Source organism: Microvenator marinus (assembly GCF_007993755.1).
Classification (GTDB): Bacteria; Myxococcota_A; Bradymonadia; order Bradymonadales; family Bradymonadaceae; genus Allomicrovenator; species Allomicrovenator marinus.
Genome location: NZ_CP042467.1, coordinates 5126389 through 5142942, shown reverse-complemented (window position 1 = coordinate 5142942; position 16554 = coordinate 5126389). Strand labels below are relative to the sequence as shown.

General features: G+C 53.8%; 5 protein-coding genes. All 5 read right to left on the bottom strand.

Annotated elements, in window-relative coordinates; translation table 11 throughout:
• Positions 1–2: 2 nt before the first annotated feature.
• Positions 3–821, bottom strand: coding sequence for a 16S rRNA (cytidine(1402)-2'-O)-methyltransferase (gene rsmI / locus FRD01_RS21110; protein WP_146962924.1), 819 nt, complete (start codon positions 819–821; stop codon positions 3–5).
• A 6-nt stretch (positions 822–827) separates the two neighbouring features.
• Positions 828–12893, bottom strand: coding sequence for a tetratricopeptide repeat protein (locus FRD01_RS21105; RefSeq protein WP_146962923.1), 12066 nt, complete (start codon positions 12891–12893; stop codon positions 828–830).
• Positions 12894–13043: 150 nt separating this feature from the next.
• Positions 13044–13946: a tetratricopeptide repeat protein gene (locus tag FRD01_RS21100; RefSeq protein ID WP_146962922.1), complete on the bottom strand. Its 903-nt coding sequence runs from the start codon at positions 13944–13946 to the stop codon at positions 13044–13046.
• A gap of 201 nt (positions 13947–14147) precedes the next feature.
• Positions 14148–16220: an AgmX/PglI C-terminal domain-containing protein gene (locus FRD01_RS21095; RefSeq protein ID WP_146962921.1), complete on the bottom strand. Its 2073-nt coding sequence runs from the start codon at positions 16218–16220 to the stop codon at positions 14148–14150.
• Between the two features lie 32 nt (positions 16221–16252).
• Positions 16253–16540 (bottom strand): hypothetical protein, encoded by a 288-nt coding sequence (locus FRD01_RS21090; RefSeq protein WP_146962920.1) that lies wholly within the window; start codon positions 16538–16540, stop codon positions 16253–16255.
• Positions 16541–16554: the final 14 nt, after the last annotated feature.

Here is a 16554-nt window from a genome sequence, read left to right as displayed (position 1 = left end):
GACTATTTCTGGTCTTCTATCCAGGAATATACCAGCGACTTCTGAACACCTAGTGTCTGGGAGACAATCGTCTTGATAGCCTGCGGGGCCAGTCCGGCGCTGACCAACTCTGCCACGAGCTTTCGTCCCAAAGCATCGTCCTGTTCCTTGTAAGGCGCATGCAGAACCACAACGCACTCACCCTTGATCGTCTTTGCGGCCACTTTGGCCAAGACCTCGGCAGAATTGCCCCGTAGATGCTCCTCATGTAGCTTTGTGAGCTCGCGCCCCACAAACACCATAGAGTCCCCACAAACGTCGGAAACATCCTCCAGAAGGCTCTTGAGTCGTTGTGGAGACTCATAGAGAACTAAGGTTCCACCTTGCCACGATTCCAATTCCGCTCGTCGCGCCTGTGATTTTGGCGATAGAAAACCACGAAACTCAAATCGGTCACTCGGAAACCCGGAAGCTACAAGGCCAACAATTGCCGCACACGCGCCAGGTAACACGTCCACACGAATTCCACGGTCTTGCGCTGCGGAAATCAAGCGAAACCCGGGGTCAGCAACTCCGGGTGTACCTGCATCACTCACCAAGACCACACTTTCCCCGCTCTCCATCAATGCGATGAGTTCTTCAACTCTCGCACTCTCATTGTGGTCATGATTGCTCACGAGGCGGGGTCGACCATTCTCTCGCTGGATTCCGATTAGCTGCAAGAGCTTCCCCGTAACACGGGTATCCTCGCAAGCAATGGTGTGCGCAGCGCGAAGCGCAGCAACCTGGCGCGACGTGACGTCGCCCAGGTTGCCTATCGGGGTCGGACAGACTGTGAGCATGAAGAATTAGCGGTTCTCAATCGAGAGCCCAAGCTCTTGACGAAGTTGGAAGTATTCATCACTGATGGAGAAGAGCACCATCTCGCGAATCTTGTCCTTTACGCTCGCTTTGCCAATCGCGTTGACATCGTTCTTGATGCAGGTCGCTGCTTGGTGAATATCGCCGCAGAGCAAGAGCCCCATTCTGGTTGATGTATGATCAACCTGAGTGAGCCAATCCGAGAGGTTCGGATTCTCGTTCTTCTGGAGGTAGGACTTCATGAGCTTGCCAGTCTCCATAAGGATTGGAGCAGGCATTCTTTGGATTTCCTTTACGATTGCGTGCCCGGACTCATCGAATGTCGAAGCGATATTCAGTGATGGGTCGGTCACGTGCATCATCGCCATGAAGAACGCACGAAGGAACTCGGTTGGGTACGAAAGAGACGCAAGGTAGTGTTCTGGTCTCAAGAGACACAAGTTTCGCGAAATCGTGAACGCAAGTTCACGGTCCGACTTGCCTTGCATCATATCGCCGCCGATCACGAATGCCGCCGGATCAACATTGGCATTGCGCATTCCGAGCGCCTGCTCACGATGCAGGTAGAGCGTCGGAGCTGGCATGATCGCCTGGGTCTGAGCCGAGTAGCGATAGATCTTCGTGAACATCAGCTGCTCGTCCTGACTCAAGATATCCTTCTTCTTATGAAGCTTCCAATCCTTGATGTCACGGGCGTAGAACTGCCTCAACCCAATCCCGAGACGCGCCATGATGAAGGTCATCAGCATGTCTTGCTTCGGATGATAGATGAGCTTGAGCATTTCCTGGTTGAACTGCCGATTCGCCAACTTGAGGTTCTGACCTAGATATTGGCGATAGAACTTCTCCTCTTGCTCATTTGCGTTCTGAAGGAAGCTCAACGCACCAGCCATACACCAGGCCTTGTCGTACTCCTTCTTCTGCATGTAGGCCTTCCAAAGGGCGCGATAGCTCTCGATTCGGAACGCATCGATCTTGATGAGTTCTTTGTGTTGAGTGATCGCTCCGTCTGGATTGTCGTCGCCGCGGTCATAGAGCTCGGCAAGAATCAGGCGAATCCTTTCGTCTTCGGGCTTAAGAGAGACAGCGGTTTCGAAGGCCTGAATGGCGCTCTTAAGCTGCCCAAGACGGCTACGGTAGATCTCACCAAGACTTTGCCATAGCAAGAGCTTGATGTTCTCCATAGTTCCGTCGTCGTTCTCGACCACACGTCGCAACATTCGGCGGTAGGCTCTCTCGAGCTCCTTCCACTCCTTGTCCTCGGTCAACAATCTATCGATTGCCTCAAAGGCCTTGAGCATCTTGACGTCGGAATCGAGAGCAGCGTCGAATGCCTCGACTGCCCCATTTCGGTCGCGGATCTCATCGCGAAGAATCACACCAACTGTGTAGAGGTACTTGCTACGTCGCGCAGCGTCTTGCTCTCGCTCGATGAGTCGGCGCAACATGTCCACGGCCTCAGGCCACTGCGAGGTCTTGGTGTAGATGTCGAGAAGCTTGCGCAAGATGAGCGCCGATTCAGGATCTACATCAAGCGCCTCAAGATAGGCCTCAGTCGCTGGCCCACTCTGGCTGAGCTGCTGGAGCCAGATGTCTCCAATTCTAGACAGATGCGCAAATCGCACCGTGTCTTCGCGCTCAGACTGCAGGAGGTACCGCAGAGTGTTAATGACCTCTTGCCAGTTCTGCTCAGCCTCGAACGATTCCACCAAAGCGTGCAAACTTGCAGAGTGCTGCGGATCGTATTCGAGCGCCTTCTGATACATTTGGATGGCTTTACGCCGTTCACCAACGCGCTGCTTGATATCACCCGATTTGAAGTAGATATCTCGGAGGTCATCGGCGTCCAACGACGCAGCGTGATTGAAGGTAAGGGCTTGGAATATCTTGAAGGATTGCTCCCACTCACCGCGACGGTATAGCAGTTCGCTGAGCCCCTTCAACGTCTCGGTATCGGTTGGATCCATCTCATAGGCATCACGATACGCTTGAAGCGCACGCTCGCCCTGACCGAGCTCCATGGACACTCTGGCCATCTGAACCGAACGTCGATGCGACTCTTCTGCATCAATAGCCTGCCGATTGTTGAGCACCTGCTCCAGGAGCGGATGTGCCCTCTCCCATCTCTTCTCGGCCATGTACATGTCGATCAAAGGACGCGCGGCCTCCAAGATTGACGGATCGTTCTCGAGTGCCTGCTCAAAGTAGTGTGTCGCGGAGACTGAATCATTGAGTTGGGATTCGTAAACTTTACCGATCTGACAGAGGTAATCCGCCTTCTTGCTAAGATCACGCGAGACATCTTCCGCCTGCTTGAGCACACGAATCACACCTTGCGCGTCACCTCGACGTTGGAAGAGATCCCTGAGCGCGAGAATGCTCGGCTCATGCGCGGGTGCAAGATGAAGGGCCTTATTGTACGCGTTCTCAGCTTCTTCATCGTCTTGCAAATTAGCTTCGTACATGAAGCCGATTCGATTGAGTGTATCGACCTTAATCTCGTTGTCTGACGAGAGCTCAACGACCTCCTGAAGCGCTGGAATGGCGCTGTACCAGTTTGCGGTCTCATCATAGAGGTTTGCCAGGCTGAGCCAGACATCTGGCTGCGCACGAAGTGCCCCAGTCGAACGCGTAAATGCCTCGATAGCAGCATTCGGGTCTTGGATCTGGTCACGCTGCACGATACCCAGTTCATTCAACACGTGAGCCTGAGTCTGAGCGTCCTGCGCAACATCAGCGTGTCGAAGTAGAATCTCTGCCAGGTCAAACCAGTTCTCTTGACCACGGTACAAACGCTCGAGGTTTGTGATGGCCCCAAGGTGATCAGGCGAGACCGTCAAGATGTTATTGTACGACTCGACAGCGCTGTTCAGGTCATCGAATTGTGTCTCCTGGAGCGATGCCATTTTGCCGTATATCGCAACCTGCTCGTCGGGCTCGTGGGTGAGTTGGAGCTGCTGCTCGTAGACTCCCAAAAGCTCGTTCCAAGTGCCGCGTGCTAGATAGAGGCGCTCCAATTGTGCCAAAGACGGCGAATGCGATTGGTCGGTTTCAATCACCTGCTGATAGGTCGCAATCGCCTCATCAGTATTGCCCAATCGATCTTCCCAAATCTGAGCGACACGGAATCGAATTTCCACGATCTCGTCTGGGTCGTAAGTGGCGCTGGCCTTCTGATTGAGAATCTCGATCAGAGATTCCCAACGATCATATGCTTCGAAGATTCGCTCCAAGCTCTCGATCGCCAGAAGGTCTGCTGGATCGATTCGCAGAATCTCACGATAGGACTCGATAGCTTCGTCCACCTGCCCCATCTGCATCTCGAAGAGCTCACCCAATTTTCGCCAGATCTCCATCTGCTCGTCTGGGTCCGTGGTGAGTTCAACGCGTTGTTTCAGGATCATCGCCAATTCTGGCCATGCCGAAATCTGCCGATAGAGATTCTCGAGACGGTCCATGATCTCAACGCTATCAGGCTCAAGCATGAGAGCGCGCTGATAATGGTAGACCGCATCATCAAGTTGATTGAGATGCTCGGCCAACCACAAGCCGACACGCTGGTGCAAATCGGATGCGTCCGGCGAGTCAGGCAATTCGCTAAGGACCTTCTGACATTCGCCAACCAAGTCGGCCCACTGACCGGTCTGACTAGCTAATCGCTCCAAATCGTCGAGGAGGCTCTCGTCATCAATGGTGTCAGCCCGGAAAGCTGTGACGAGCACTAAGAACGCCCCTTCGAGCTGCCCCAAGTGCTGTTCAAACACGCGCGCCGAAGCACGTCGTGAAGTCAAGAAGAGCTCTGGGTCATCCGAGTTGTGGTCGGCACGGTCTAGATAAAGGGTAGCGAGCGCCTGATACGAATCCACCGTCCCCTGGGTTCGGTAGATATTCTCGAGCGCTGTACCAGCCTGCTCGTTCGTCGGAGCGACCTGCAAGATCTGCTCGTAGAACGACGCCGCACGGTGGTTCTCAACGATTTTGGTTTCCCAAATATCGGCGATGCGAAGCAAGAGTTCGATTCGCTCGTGAGCCATCGAAATATGGTCGAGCTTCATCTCGAGAACTTCAGCTGCTGCCTCCCATTCTGCCGCGTCCAGATAAAGACGCTCAAGACTATCCAAGGCCCGCTCATGGCCAGGCGAGTACGCAAGTACGTGCTTCCACGCCTCGATCGCCTTCTCGGTCTGCATCAGGACGTCGCCCTGTACCTCACCCACTTGCTCCCAAAGAGCGAGCTTCATCTCGCTATCCACCTCGGGATGTTGAAGAAGTCGATAATCAACGTCCATCAACTCGACGTGGTCGGAGTTGCGCTCATAGAGATCTCTGAGCGACTCCAATGCACCAAGATGTGTTGAGTCAATCTCCAGAACAGCCTTCCAGCACTCCAGGGATTGCCCTTCATTTCCAAGCTTATCGGCCCAGATCACACCGAGGCTCTCGTAGAGAGGAAGTTGGTCTTCTGGAATCAGCGTCAACTCAACTTCGCGCTCCAACACACCGACCAGGTCGGTCCATCGCTCTTGGTCGAGATAGAGCTTTCTGAGTTGCTGCAACGCCTCCACATCGTCATCTCGGAGTTGAAGCACCTGATTCCAAAGATCCACAGAATCCTCGGGTCGATTCAACATCGCCTCCGAGATTTGAGCCATCTTGGTGTAGGTGTCCGCACGGTCCTCGGGATCATCGATAGCTTCCGCATATCGACCGAGGACATCGTAGAGGGACTCCCAACGCTCCAACTGATAGAAGATTTGTTGAAGTCGCATCAACGACTCAACATGACCAGGCTGGATATCCAGAATCGTCTCGTAGGTTGAAATGGACGAATCCAAATCACCAAGCTGTGTCTGGTAGAGGCCAGCAAGACGGAAGTTCAGCTCCACAATCTCTTCTTCATCGTAAACAGCCTGAATACGACGAGAAATGATGTCGGATAGCTCTTCCCAACGACCCTGGTGGTCGTAGATTCGGTCCAAGGCTCGAAGTGACTCAACGTTGGTCGAGTCGAGAGAGAGCACGTTCAGGTAAGCCTGCTCCGCGCGATCCATAAAGCCGAGCTCAGTGTCGTAAATTTTTGCGAGTGCCAAGAAGATCGCAGCCGAAGATTCTTCATCGATCTGAGGGCTATCGAGCGCCTCGATCAATAGCTGTGCACCGGCTTGCCAGTTGTCGGTTTCGCCCGAAAGGCGAACGATTTCTGAAATTACCGACTCTTCGCTTGGCTTCTCGCCGAGTGCCTTTCCGTAGGAAGCAAGGGCACTCTCGGAATCCCCCAACTCCTCAAGGAATGTCCGAGCAACGAGCATCCATACGTCATAACGCTCTTCGGGCTCGTCAAGCATTTCAAGCCGCTGAACGTAGATCTCCACAAGCTTGGAGTGCTGCCCGCGTGACGAATAATAAGGCTCAAGAATACCCGCTACCTGATTGACTGCCTGACCAGACATGAACATCTGCTCAAGCGATGCGATAGCATTCGGGTTCTCAGGATCCTCCATGAGGATCGTCTGATAGACTTCGAGCGCGCCGTTCTCATCTTCTAGAGCGCTTTGATAGAGCTGGCCAAGTCGAAGTCTCAAGCCGAGCACTTCGTCTGGGTCCTGCGAATTCATGATGCGAGTTTGGAGAATCTCAGCAAGATGAGCCCACTCTCCTTCGCGCTGGTACAAACGGTCCAGTGCGGCGATCGCGGCGTCATCAGACGGATCACCTTCGAGGACCTTTCTGAATCTTGCGATAGCCTCTTGAGGTGAGTGGAGTTCCTCTTCATAAACGCGGGCAATTCTTACCTGGAGATTTCGAACCACATCAAAATCGGTCAAGTCTTCAATGCGTGCGTCGAGTTGCTCAATGTACTCGGGCCAAATCTCCAATTCCGCCGCTAGCCTCTCGAGCGTGTTTAGAACGTCTGCTCGACCAGCGTCTACCTTGAGGGCCTCTGCATAGGTCTCGAACGCGGACACCGAATCATAGAGTTTGTGCTCAAAGATCGACCCAATCTCGTTGTAAAGACCGAGCTTTCTCTCAACATCTTCGCTCGCTTCAATGAGGAGCCTCCAGACGTGAATCAACTTATTCCACTCTCCAGAGTCTCGGTAGATCGGCTCAAGGACTTCACCGGCCATCGCCGCATTCTCGCCCTGCGAAATCAGACCCTCGAGCGCCTGAGTCGTCGCCTCATGCGAAGCATCAGAACTCAAAACCTCTCGGTAAGTCTCAATCGCCTTCGGAATATCAAAAAGGTGCGTCTCCCAGAGACGTCCGATGCGGTAGCGAACATTGTTTGACTCGTCTTGAGTCGAAACGAGCATCAACTCCGCTTCCAGCGTCTCGAGCAATTCGTTCCACTGCTCGGTCTGCTCATAGAGCTCGTCGAGCTGGACCCACGCGTTGACTTCTGTTGCTTCGATCTCCAAGACCTTTCGAAGTACGTCGATTGCTTCATGCGGCTGACTCAACGCATTTCGATGAATATCAGCCATCGCGTAGTAAAGGTCCTTGCGCTCTTCTGACCCTTCACCCAAGAGTTCGACCTTGCGGTCGTAGATCTTGAGCAAATCTTCCCAGGCCTCGAGGTCACGATAGAGCACCTCAAGTCGCCCGATACTGTGTAGATCCTCTGGATCTACCTCGAGGGCACGTTGATAAACCTCGATCGCTTCTTCCGGACGCTCCAAAAACTCCTCGAGCATCAATCCGGCCTGGCGCAGAAGATCGCGCTTTGCCTCGACTTCATCTACGAGGTCCGATTTGTGCGTCAAGATAGGGACCAACTGGTCCCAATTCTGAGCGTTACGATAAAGAGTCTCGAGTTCTTCAACCGACTCAATATCGCTCGGGAAAATCTCCAGAACCTCGTGAAGTCGAGCCGTCGCTGAGTCGATTTCACCGAGTTTGTCGCGATAGATCGTCGCTGCTCGTCGCAATAGAGAGCGCTTGATATCTGGCGATTCCTGAACCTCAGACTCGCGTTCAAAGACCTCTACAAGCGCCTCGTAACCGCCCAAGGAATCGGCCAGTCTGTAGAGAGAATCGTAAGTCGGCTGATGCTCAACGCCTTCATGCAATGCGCGGGCATAGGTCATGAAGGCTTCGGCAGGATCCTGTGAACGAATCTCGTACATCGCCGCGATGCGGGTCAGAATGGAGACTCGCTCTTCTGCATCCTGAGTCGACTTCGCGCGAACCTCCAGAGCTCCGATGAGTTTCGTCCATTCATCGCGATCGAGATAGAGCGGCTCAACAATTTCGCTGATTCGATATTGTGGCGCCTGAGGATCGTGGAGGAGTCTTTCTAGCGCTGCGAGAGCCACTGAATCTTCCTCATCACTATCGACAACCTCCTCGTAGAGATCAGTTGCCTGTTCGTATTCGTTCAAATGCGTTTCCAGGACGCTTGCCAGGCGATTCTTAACACCGTTGACGGCATCACCATCCACAAGGGCAAGCTCACGCCGCAAACTCGCCGCGAGGTCGTCCCATTTGCCTTCGGCGGCATAGAGACGGTTCACCGACTCAATCGCTTCGAGGTTGGACGGATTGTCCTCCAAGATCGACGAATAGATTGAAATCGCCTGGGCTCGATCTTCGAGCTTCTCTTCCCAGATGAGACCGATGCGAGTTCTCAGTGTCTCGCGCTCATCGGCACTCTCCGCGAGTTCCAGCTCCCGCTCCAACACGCCACGCAACGCATCCCAATTCTCAGTACGCGTGAAGAGTTGCTCAAGATCATCGAGAGCATCCAGCGCTTCAGGATCAATCTCCAAGACAGCTTCATAATTGCTTTGAGCGCGGTCTGCGTCGTGCAAACGCTCTGCGTAAATCTCCGCGATACTGTAGTGGTAATGCCGCTTCAGTTTCTCATCGGACAATCCGCCAACGATATCTTCGTAAAGACCTACCAAGTCTTCCCAGGCATCCAGGGCATCGGCGATTCTAACAAGCTCGTTTTGAGCCGCAGCATCTTCCGGCTTCATGCGAAGAAGCCGACCGAAGCCCGAGAAACTCTCAGCTGGCTGCCCCAATTCGTTCAGATACGTATCGGCAACGCGACGGATCAGCCTGCAGGCTAATTGCTCGTCTGCGCCTTCAATCTGCACCTCAAGCACTTGAATGTACTTTTCCCAATCGCCGTGCACTTCGTAAGCTGGCTCAAGGATCTTGGCCACTTCCAGTGAATACTCGGCTTCGTCTAGGTACGCTTCCAGAGCATGAGAAGCCTCTCTATGGTTCGGCTCCCAAGCAAGGGCACGGCCGAGGTTCTCGATGGCGTCTTTGGGCTCATTCAAGAATTCTTTGCAAACCGTACCGAGTTCGTATCGAAGGGAAACCAATCTCTCGATTTCATCTTCAGTATACGCCCCTGCAACTTCCACCACCTCTTCTTCGGCCTCAGAAACTTCTTCGCCTAAGAGGGCCTCAGGGCGAGAAACCAGCGGCTTGGAATCCTGACGGTCGGCCGCGGCCGACTCCAAAAGAGCAATCTCACGACGGATGATGCCAGCGAGGTTCTCCCATTCGCCTTCTTCACGATAGAGCCTGTGTAGTTGCTGGAGACCCGGCTCGTAGTTCGGATCGATCGCAAGCGCCTCCAGGTATTGCTTAATGGCTCCTTTCTTATCCATCGCCTGATTTTCGGCGATCAATGCCATCCCACTTAGAATCTCGACGCGCTCTGAAGGCGTATCTGTAAGCTCGATCTGACGCTGATAGATTCCCATCAGATCATCCCAACGCGAACTGCGTTGATAGATGTCTGCCATCGCCTTGAGGGCCACCTGATTCTCGGGCTCTTCGGCAACTACCGAACCGAAGTACTCGAGCGCTTCGTCAAGACGGTCCAGTTCTTCTGATAGAACCCGTCCCAAACGCAGCTTGAGATCGCGAAGCTCGCTCGTCTCAAGTTCTTCCTCGAGAGCAATCTCGTAAACTCCAACCACAGCAGGCCATTGGTCAGCCAATCCGGCAGTTCTCTCAAGCTCACCTGCAAGGCTTTCAGAGTTCGGGCTCTCACGGAATGCAGCAGCGAACCAAGCAAACGCATTGGAGACCGAATCAAGTTTATCCTCATAGAGTTTCGCAAGCTTGAGCTGGTACTCCTGCCGATCGGCCACTTCGCCACGATGAGCGAGGATTACCTCACACACGTTTTTCAGCTTTTCCCACTCCTCAGCTTCTGAATAGATCGGCTCGAGGAGCTCGGCTGCTCCCACGTTCTGAGCGTCGATCTGAAGCACGCGGTCCAAGTCACGTTCGGCGCGAGACGTGTCTTCCAATTCCTCTCGCCACACACGAGCAGCACGAAGCAAGAGCTCAACTTTGGTCTCTTCCTCCTTCACCGTATTGGCTAGAGTCTCAAGAAGTCGAACGAGCTCCGCCCACGAGTCTGACTCTGCGTAGAAGCTTTCGAGATCATCCCACCTCTGATTATCGATGAAGAGCCGCTCGAGAGACTTGCGAGCCTTCAAGTCGTCCGGTGCAAGCTCAAGTGCTACACGCCAAGCGGCAATCGCGCCTTCGGTGTTTTCGAGGCGATCCGAATAAAGCGGTGCGAGTTTACCAAGGAGTTTGAGCTTTGCCTCCGGGTCTGACTCAAGTCTTGCCTTGACCTCAAGGATATCAGCGAGTGCCTCGTATTCTTTGGTCTTTTCGTAGAGCTTTTCAAGAGATTCCAGCGCCTCAGGATCTTCCGGCGCATATTTTCTAACTTCGATCCAGAGCTCAGCCGCCACGTCGGGCTTTCGAAGTTTGTCAGTCGCGAGCTCCGCAACAAGTTTCAAGCCCTGGGCCTTTTCCGCATCACTCTCAAACTGGTCGATTTCACGACGGTGAACCTCGATGAGCTTATCCCATTCACGACGCTTCTCGTACATTTCCTTGAGGAACTCGATGGCGTCCGCATTGACCGGGTCGAGCTCAAGCACTGTTTCGTAAGATTTGATCGCCTCGGCCTGATTTCTGAACTTCTCCAAGAAGAGCTTAGCAATCTGGCTGTGAATCTCGACCTTGTCGGCGGTGGTTTCAACCAACTCAGCCTTGGTTTGAAGCGTATTGATCAACTCAGTTGAACGATTGAGCTTGTCGTAGAGGCTAACCAAAGCATCCAGCGCGGGGATATTGGCTGGCTCAAGGTCTAAAATCTCTTTGTAGGTGTTCACGACCATCATGTCGTGATTCATGTGGTCGCGATACACGCTGACCATTTCTTCAAGGATGTCGATCTTCTCAGCTGTATCCTCTTCTTCAGCAGCCTCAGTCTTCAAAAGGTCCACGTACATGGGCCATTTTTCGGTCTTCTTATAGATCTCTTGAAGCCTATACCGGCTGACACGATCGTCCTTAAGCTGACGGTCGAGTCGACGAAGCGCATCCATCTCTTTGTCGCTATCGTCCATCGCAGCGGCGACGTCCGCCATGCGCATATAAACTCGTTGAGCTTGCTCGTCCTTGTCCAGGTCTGCCCAACGGCCCTCGAGCGTGCGTTGGAATTTACGCCAATTCTCCCGCCCTTCTTCGAGGTCAGTCTGCCACTCAGCGCCAGCAGCACCTGGATCTTTACGCAGGTCCACAAACGCAATCTTCGCCCTCAAGGCGTCCGACTCAATCTCATCTAAGACGGATTCCAACACGTTTGCATCAAACAAGAAATGCGTCCAAGTGTGGAAATCCGCCTCGATCCCCAAGGCAATCGCCTCTCGCCATACGCGAATGGCATCATCCTTGGACTCGTTGTGGCGCGCTTGAAGTCTAGCCGCACGCACAACGTCTTGCAGTGCCGCATCTCCGTCTTTCGATGAAGCGTTCTGAAGGATGGCATGCATGCGCTCACGCCAAGAGCCACCAGCTCTTGCTGCCACCGCAGGTGCCGAGTCTTCAGACTCTTCGGCTTCTTCAGCCACCACATCGCTCTCTTCGCCAGACACGTCCTCCACTTCGGAGACTTCCGACTCGGCCATTTCAGTTGCTTCAGACGCTTCGCTCTCATCCCCGAGATCAAAATCAGGGGCGTCGAGGTCTTCGGGTGCGGAGATGACGTCGTCACTTTCGCCAAGGCCCGCTGGCTCCTCTGCCACTTCCTCCGACTCTTCGGCGTCCGAACCTTCAGCGGCTAGATCTTCTGCGGCGCTCACCTCATCAACAGAGCTCAACTCATCGACAGAGCTCAACTCATCGACAGAGCTCAACTCATCGACAGAGCTCAACTCATCGACAGAGCTCAACTCATCAACAGACAACTCAACTGATTGGGGCTCAGCAAGAGCTTCCTCGCCCTCCTCTTCGGCGCCTTCCGACTCACCGCCCTCGGGAAGATCGTAGCCTAGTGCCAGAAGACCAGAGCGAGCGCGTTCATTGCCCGGATCTGCCTCAAAGACACTAGCAAAACATTGCGCAGCCGCTTCGGGCTCCTGCAAGTGTGTCCGATACATCTCGCCCAGTTCCACCAGAGCATCTAGCTGCCGATAGACATCTGTTGCCGAGTTGACTTCGTTGTAGAGCAACTCAGCATAGGTACCGTAGTCCTCAGCCTTGAGCGCCACGTCTTGCCGCCCCCAAAGCGCGGCAAGGTTCGTTGCGTCGAGGTCATGGGCCCAGACGTAGGCGTTCTTAGCTTCGTCCAAATCCTCGAAAAGGAATTCGAGCAGTTGACCCATACGGTAGTAGAGTCGACTCTTGGACTGCGAATCTGGAAGATTCTCAACACTCTGGCCAAAGAACTCGTAGAGCCCTTCCACATCGTTCGCTGCGGCGAGCGCAAGCAACTTAACCTCTGGAGCACTCGGAGTGTTGCTACCCGCGCTCAGTGCGCGGTCCAGAAGCGCGGATGCACGCTCAAGATTCCGCTCATGGAAAAGAGCGAGCGCGCTAGCCTCCAAAATGAAGCGTGCACCATCCTCACTTGCACCAAGATCTGCAGATGCACTTTCCAATCGCGTCACTACGTCGGCGATTTGATCTCCAGAGATCTGTGCGAGCCGTGCTGCTGGGTTGAGTGAGTAGGGGCTTGACTCCAACTCGGCGATGTAGTGCTCAATCAAAGTTAGGCGATCCATCTCGATTTAGCTTCCGTCTGGGTGATGAATTAGGCTTGTGAGAGACGCCGTGGCAGTGTTCTTCGAACCACTTTAGACGGCACTCAAATTGTACGAACGTTCGTTGGGGGAGTTGTATCACAGGCCGAGAAAACTCGGCAATCTGGAGCGTCACTCTTTCTCTTGCTCCTCACGCATTTGCATGATGAAGCCCTGTGCAGCGATGATCCTCGCCGCGTCTTTCGATTGGTCGGCGCGCTGGGCAAACATGTCGAAGCCAGACATCGCTTCCTCTGTCTTCCCTTGCGCCATATGCGCCACCGCGAGGTTGAACACAGCAGTCGTCAAACTGGCGTCGAGCTCCAGGGCACGTTTAAAGTTGGTTTCCGAGTCCGGATAGCGCTTTAGCTGTAGTTGTGCCACGCCAAGTCCCAGGTGGAGACGGGCGACGTCCGGGTTGTTCTCCATGCCGTTCTCGTAGACCTTGACGGCGTGGTCGTAGAAACCATAACGATTGTAGAGGTCTCCAAGTGCATGATACGCCTCCCCGCCTTTACTATCACTATCCATCTTCATACGAGCGTTCGCCTGGATTGACTTCATGTAGGCATCAATGGCCTCAGTATACATTTCCTGATTCTCGAGCGAGAGTCCGTATCGAAACCATGCCTTCGCAAAGTCGGGCTTCAGATCAGTAGCGGTCTTGAGAAATTGCATGGCATCCTGATCTTTGCCCGTCTCCTGCAGCAGCGCCCCTAACTGATAGGCAATCTGAGGATTCTCACCATCTCGCGAAAAGGCGTCGCGATAGAAAGTCTCAGCATTATCGGTCTCGTTGAGTTTTCGGTGATAAATCTGCCCTAGAAAGTAAGGTGGGTCTGCATACGTGCTGTCAATTCTTGCGGCCTCTTTGAGCAACTTCACTGCTTCCAGCGTTTGACCACCGTTGAGAGCCTCAAGCCCTTTATTCATCTCGGAGATTGATTCCGCTCGATCCATGCTCGTACAGGCCGAACCGGCGACCAATATCAAAGCCAGAGGAATCCAAACCATTAAGCGCTGCACTAATTTCACATCTGCTCCTGCGCATCGGTCATAAGACTGACCAGCCACACTTGTTTTACTTGGTGGCCATCATAAACCTACCTTTCGTTCTGTGACAACAATCCTCACCGATCTTTCGAAGACGAACGTCTCCCCATTAAACCTGGAAAAGTGGCGGGCACAAAAAAGCCCGCGACGAGCGCGGGCGGAGATTGGGGCGACGTGCCAAGTCTACGAACTAAGATTGAACGGATAGTTCACAATCACTATACCGCCACCCTTCGGCTCCGGGAAAACCCAGCGCCGAATATTGTTCGTCATGCATCGCTCTACGGCGGCGTTATTCAACGTGGAGTCTGAAACCACTGCTGAAACCACCGAACCCGTAGCTGAGATGGTAAAGCGCACTGTTACACGACCGGCAAGGCCTTTGTTCTTCTGAAGCTCCTGTTCGTAGCAATACTTGATTGCACCGCGGTTCTGACGAACCACGCGTCGGATGATCTCTTTATCCAAGGAGCCCTGAACGTTTGGATTGCCAGGTACAATGTTCGGCACGCGGCTATTTCTTTCTCCGAGGTCGCCAGCGCCTTTGCCGTAGCCAGAACCACCACGTCCGCCACCGCCACGACCAGCTGTACCTACGTTCGCAAGTCCAAGACCACGCTCAGAGATACCACCTCCACCGCGACCAGCGCCATGCAAACCAAGCCCACCAAAGCCTTTAGATTCACCAAACTCTGCGCCTTCCATTCCTCCAAGCGCGTGAATCGCATCCGATCCAATCGACGTGTCTGAAGAGCCCCAAGGACTCGACACCATAAGCTCAGACGCAATACCAGCGCTCATGGCGATTTCGGTATCACGCGCCTTTTTCAACTCCAGGTCTTCTGGGCTTCGATCACCCTTGATCGCCATCTTCTTGTTGGCGTCTGGTGCATCTTCCTTACCAGCCTGCCCTTCTTCACCTTTGTGTTTCGCGGCAGCCTCCTCGTTACCCTGATCGTCAAGCCAGTCTGGCTTTTCAATCACCTCTTGATCCGGCTCAAGCATGAGCTGCACGAAACGGTCAGTCGCCTGGAAACCATCGAGGTTCAATCGACCGGCGTTATCCGGCATGGTCATCGCGAGAATCACAAAGAGGATATGTGCCACAGCACTCAGCGTGATGTACGGAACTGGCGTGGTATCGAACCCACGGCCACCCAGAATTACCGCTGGAACGTCTGTGAAGTGCACCAAAAACGTGGTCGAACCGATATCGACGCGAGCTCGAGTGCGAGAGGTCAATGGGACCGAATAAGCCTGAGCACTTTCCGCAGACCTCTGTGCCACTCCACGTTGGATAGCATCAGCCAGGGTGTACTCTTGGTCGCCTTCACGAATCAAACCAGCCATGTCGGCAGTAAAATTCAGGGCATAACCACCACCCGTGTAGGAGACGAGGGGAAAACGCTCGTCTGGAATGGCGGGATCGTCGAGCACGAAGTCGTTCGCGTTCTTTCCACGAGCGATTTGCCCACCAATCGTTACTGTCTTTGGCGAGTTGAAACTTACTACTGAGAGAACGTTGTCTTCCCAGAGCATAGCGACTTCCAAGGTGTCTCCACCACGGTCACTAAAGAAAGCTTCTTGGTAGACGTCGGTGTCGCGGGTGCCTTTGAAGATCCAGTCCGATTCATAGTCTGACTCGAGAGCTCCAACGACGGCGACAGTTGAGTCGGTTGCGACCCACTCTCCTTCCGGGTTGTAGTAGCCCGCAGAGACCTGCCAGGCACCAGCTTCATCGTAGTAGCCGTAGCCGAGATGATACTGCCCGGCCTCGTCGTAGTACCCGGGGATGTAGTTTCCAGCGTCGTCGTAGTAGCCCTGCATTGTGTAGGGCTCAACCACGCTGCCATCGTCGGTCTGAATCCCAGTGGCCGAAGCGGCGGTTTCAGTCGCAGTCGCTGCTGCGCTCACGCCTACAAACGGATCCTGAGCAGCTTGGGCGGCCGCAGCGTCGATCATGGAAACACGGATTGATGTGTCTCCAAAACGCAGGACATCTCCTTCGGAGATGGCCGCTTTGGTCACCTTCTCGTCGTTGACATAGGTGCCAGTAGCGCTGCCAAGGTCGATTACACTAAACCCACCGTCCGCTGCCCGCTCGATCACTGCGTGAATTCGGGACACGTTTGGATCGTCGAGTCTCAGATGGGAACTCGATAGCTTACCAACCTTGATGACATCCTGGTCGAGATCTTCGGTCTTTACGACCTCGCTCCCTTGTAGAATCTCAAATCTTAACGTGCGACTGCTCATCGTTGTCCTCTAGGCCAGCCCAATGGGGCAAACTAAATATCTTCTACCGATTTGAGCATTTCAGGAACAAAATCTGAACGAATCTTGATCAAGCTGCTCGTTTTACCGTGCTGGTCCGCCTGAATTCCGAGCTCGTCGGGCTTCACAAGGTTTCCTTCAACGTCGTCGGCTTCGAAATCGTACTGAGTCTCTTTCTTGTAGACGACGTTGCTATCGCCACCGCCTCCCATCGCCTCACCGGCTGTTGGCATCGCGTCCTGGGCAAATCCCAAGGCCGGAACCAAACTGGCGGTTAGTAGTGCTGCGAAGAATGCTTTCATGACGTCTCCTTTAC

Bases quoted from the DNA above. Each gene is read 5' to 3' on its own strand.
- rsmI (WP_146962924.1), bottom strand. From the start codon at position 821: ATGCTCACAGTCTGTCCGACCCCGATAGGCAACCTGGGCGACGTCACG.
- FRD01_RS21105 (WP_146962923.1), bottom strand. From the start codon at position 12,893: ATGGATCGCCTAACTTTGATTGAGCACTACATCGCCGAGTTGGAGTCA.
- FRD01_RS21095 (WP_146962921.1), bottom strand. From the start codon at position 16,220: ATGAGCAGTCGCACGTTAAGATTTGAGATTCTACAAGGGAGCGAGGTC.
- FRD01_RS21090 (WP_146962920.1), bottom strand. From the start codon at position 16,540: ATGAAAGCATTCTTCGCAGCACTACTAACCGCCAGTTTGGTTCCGGCC.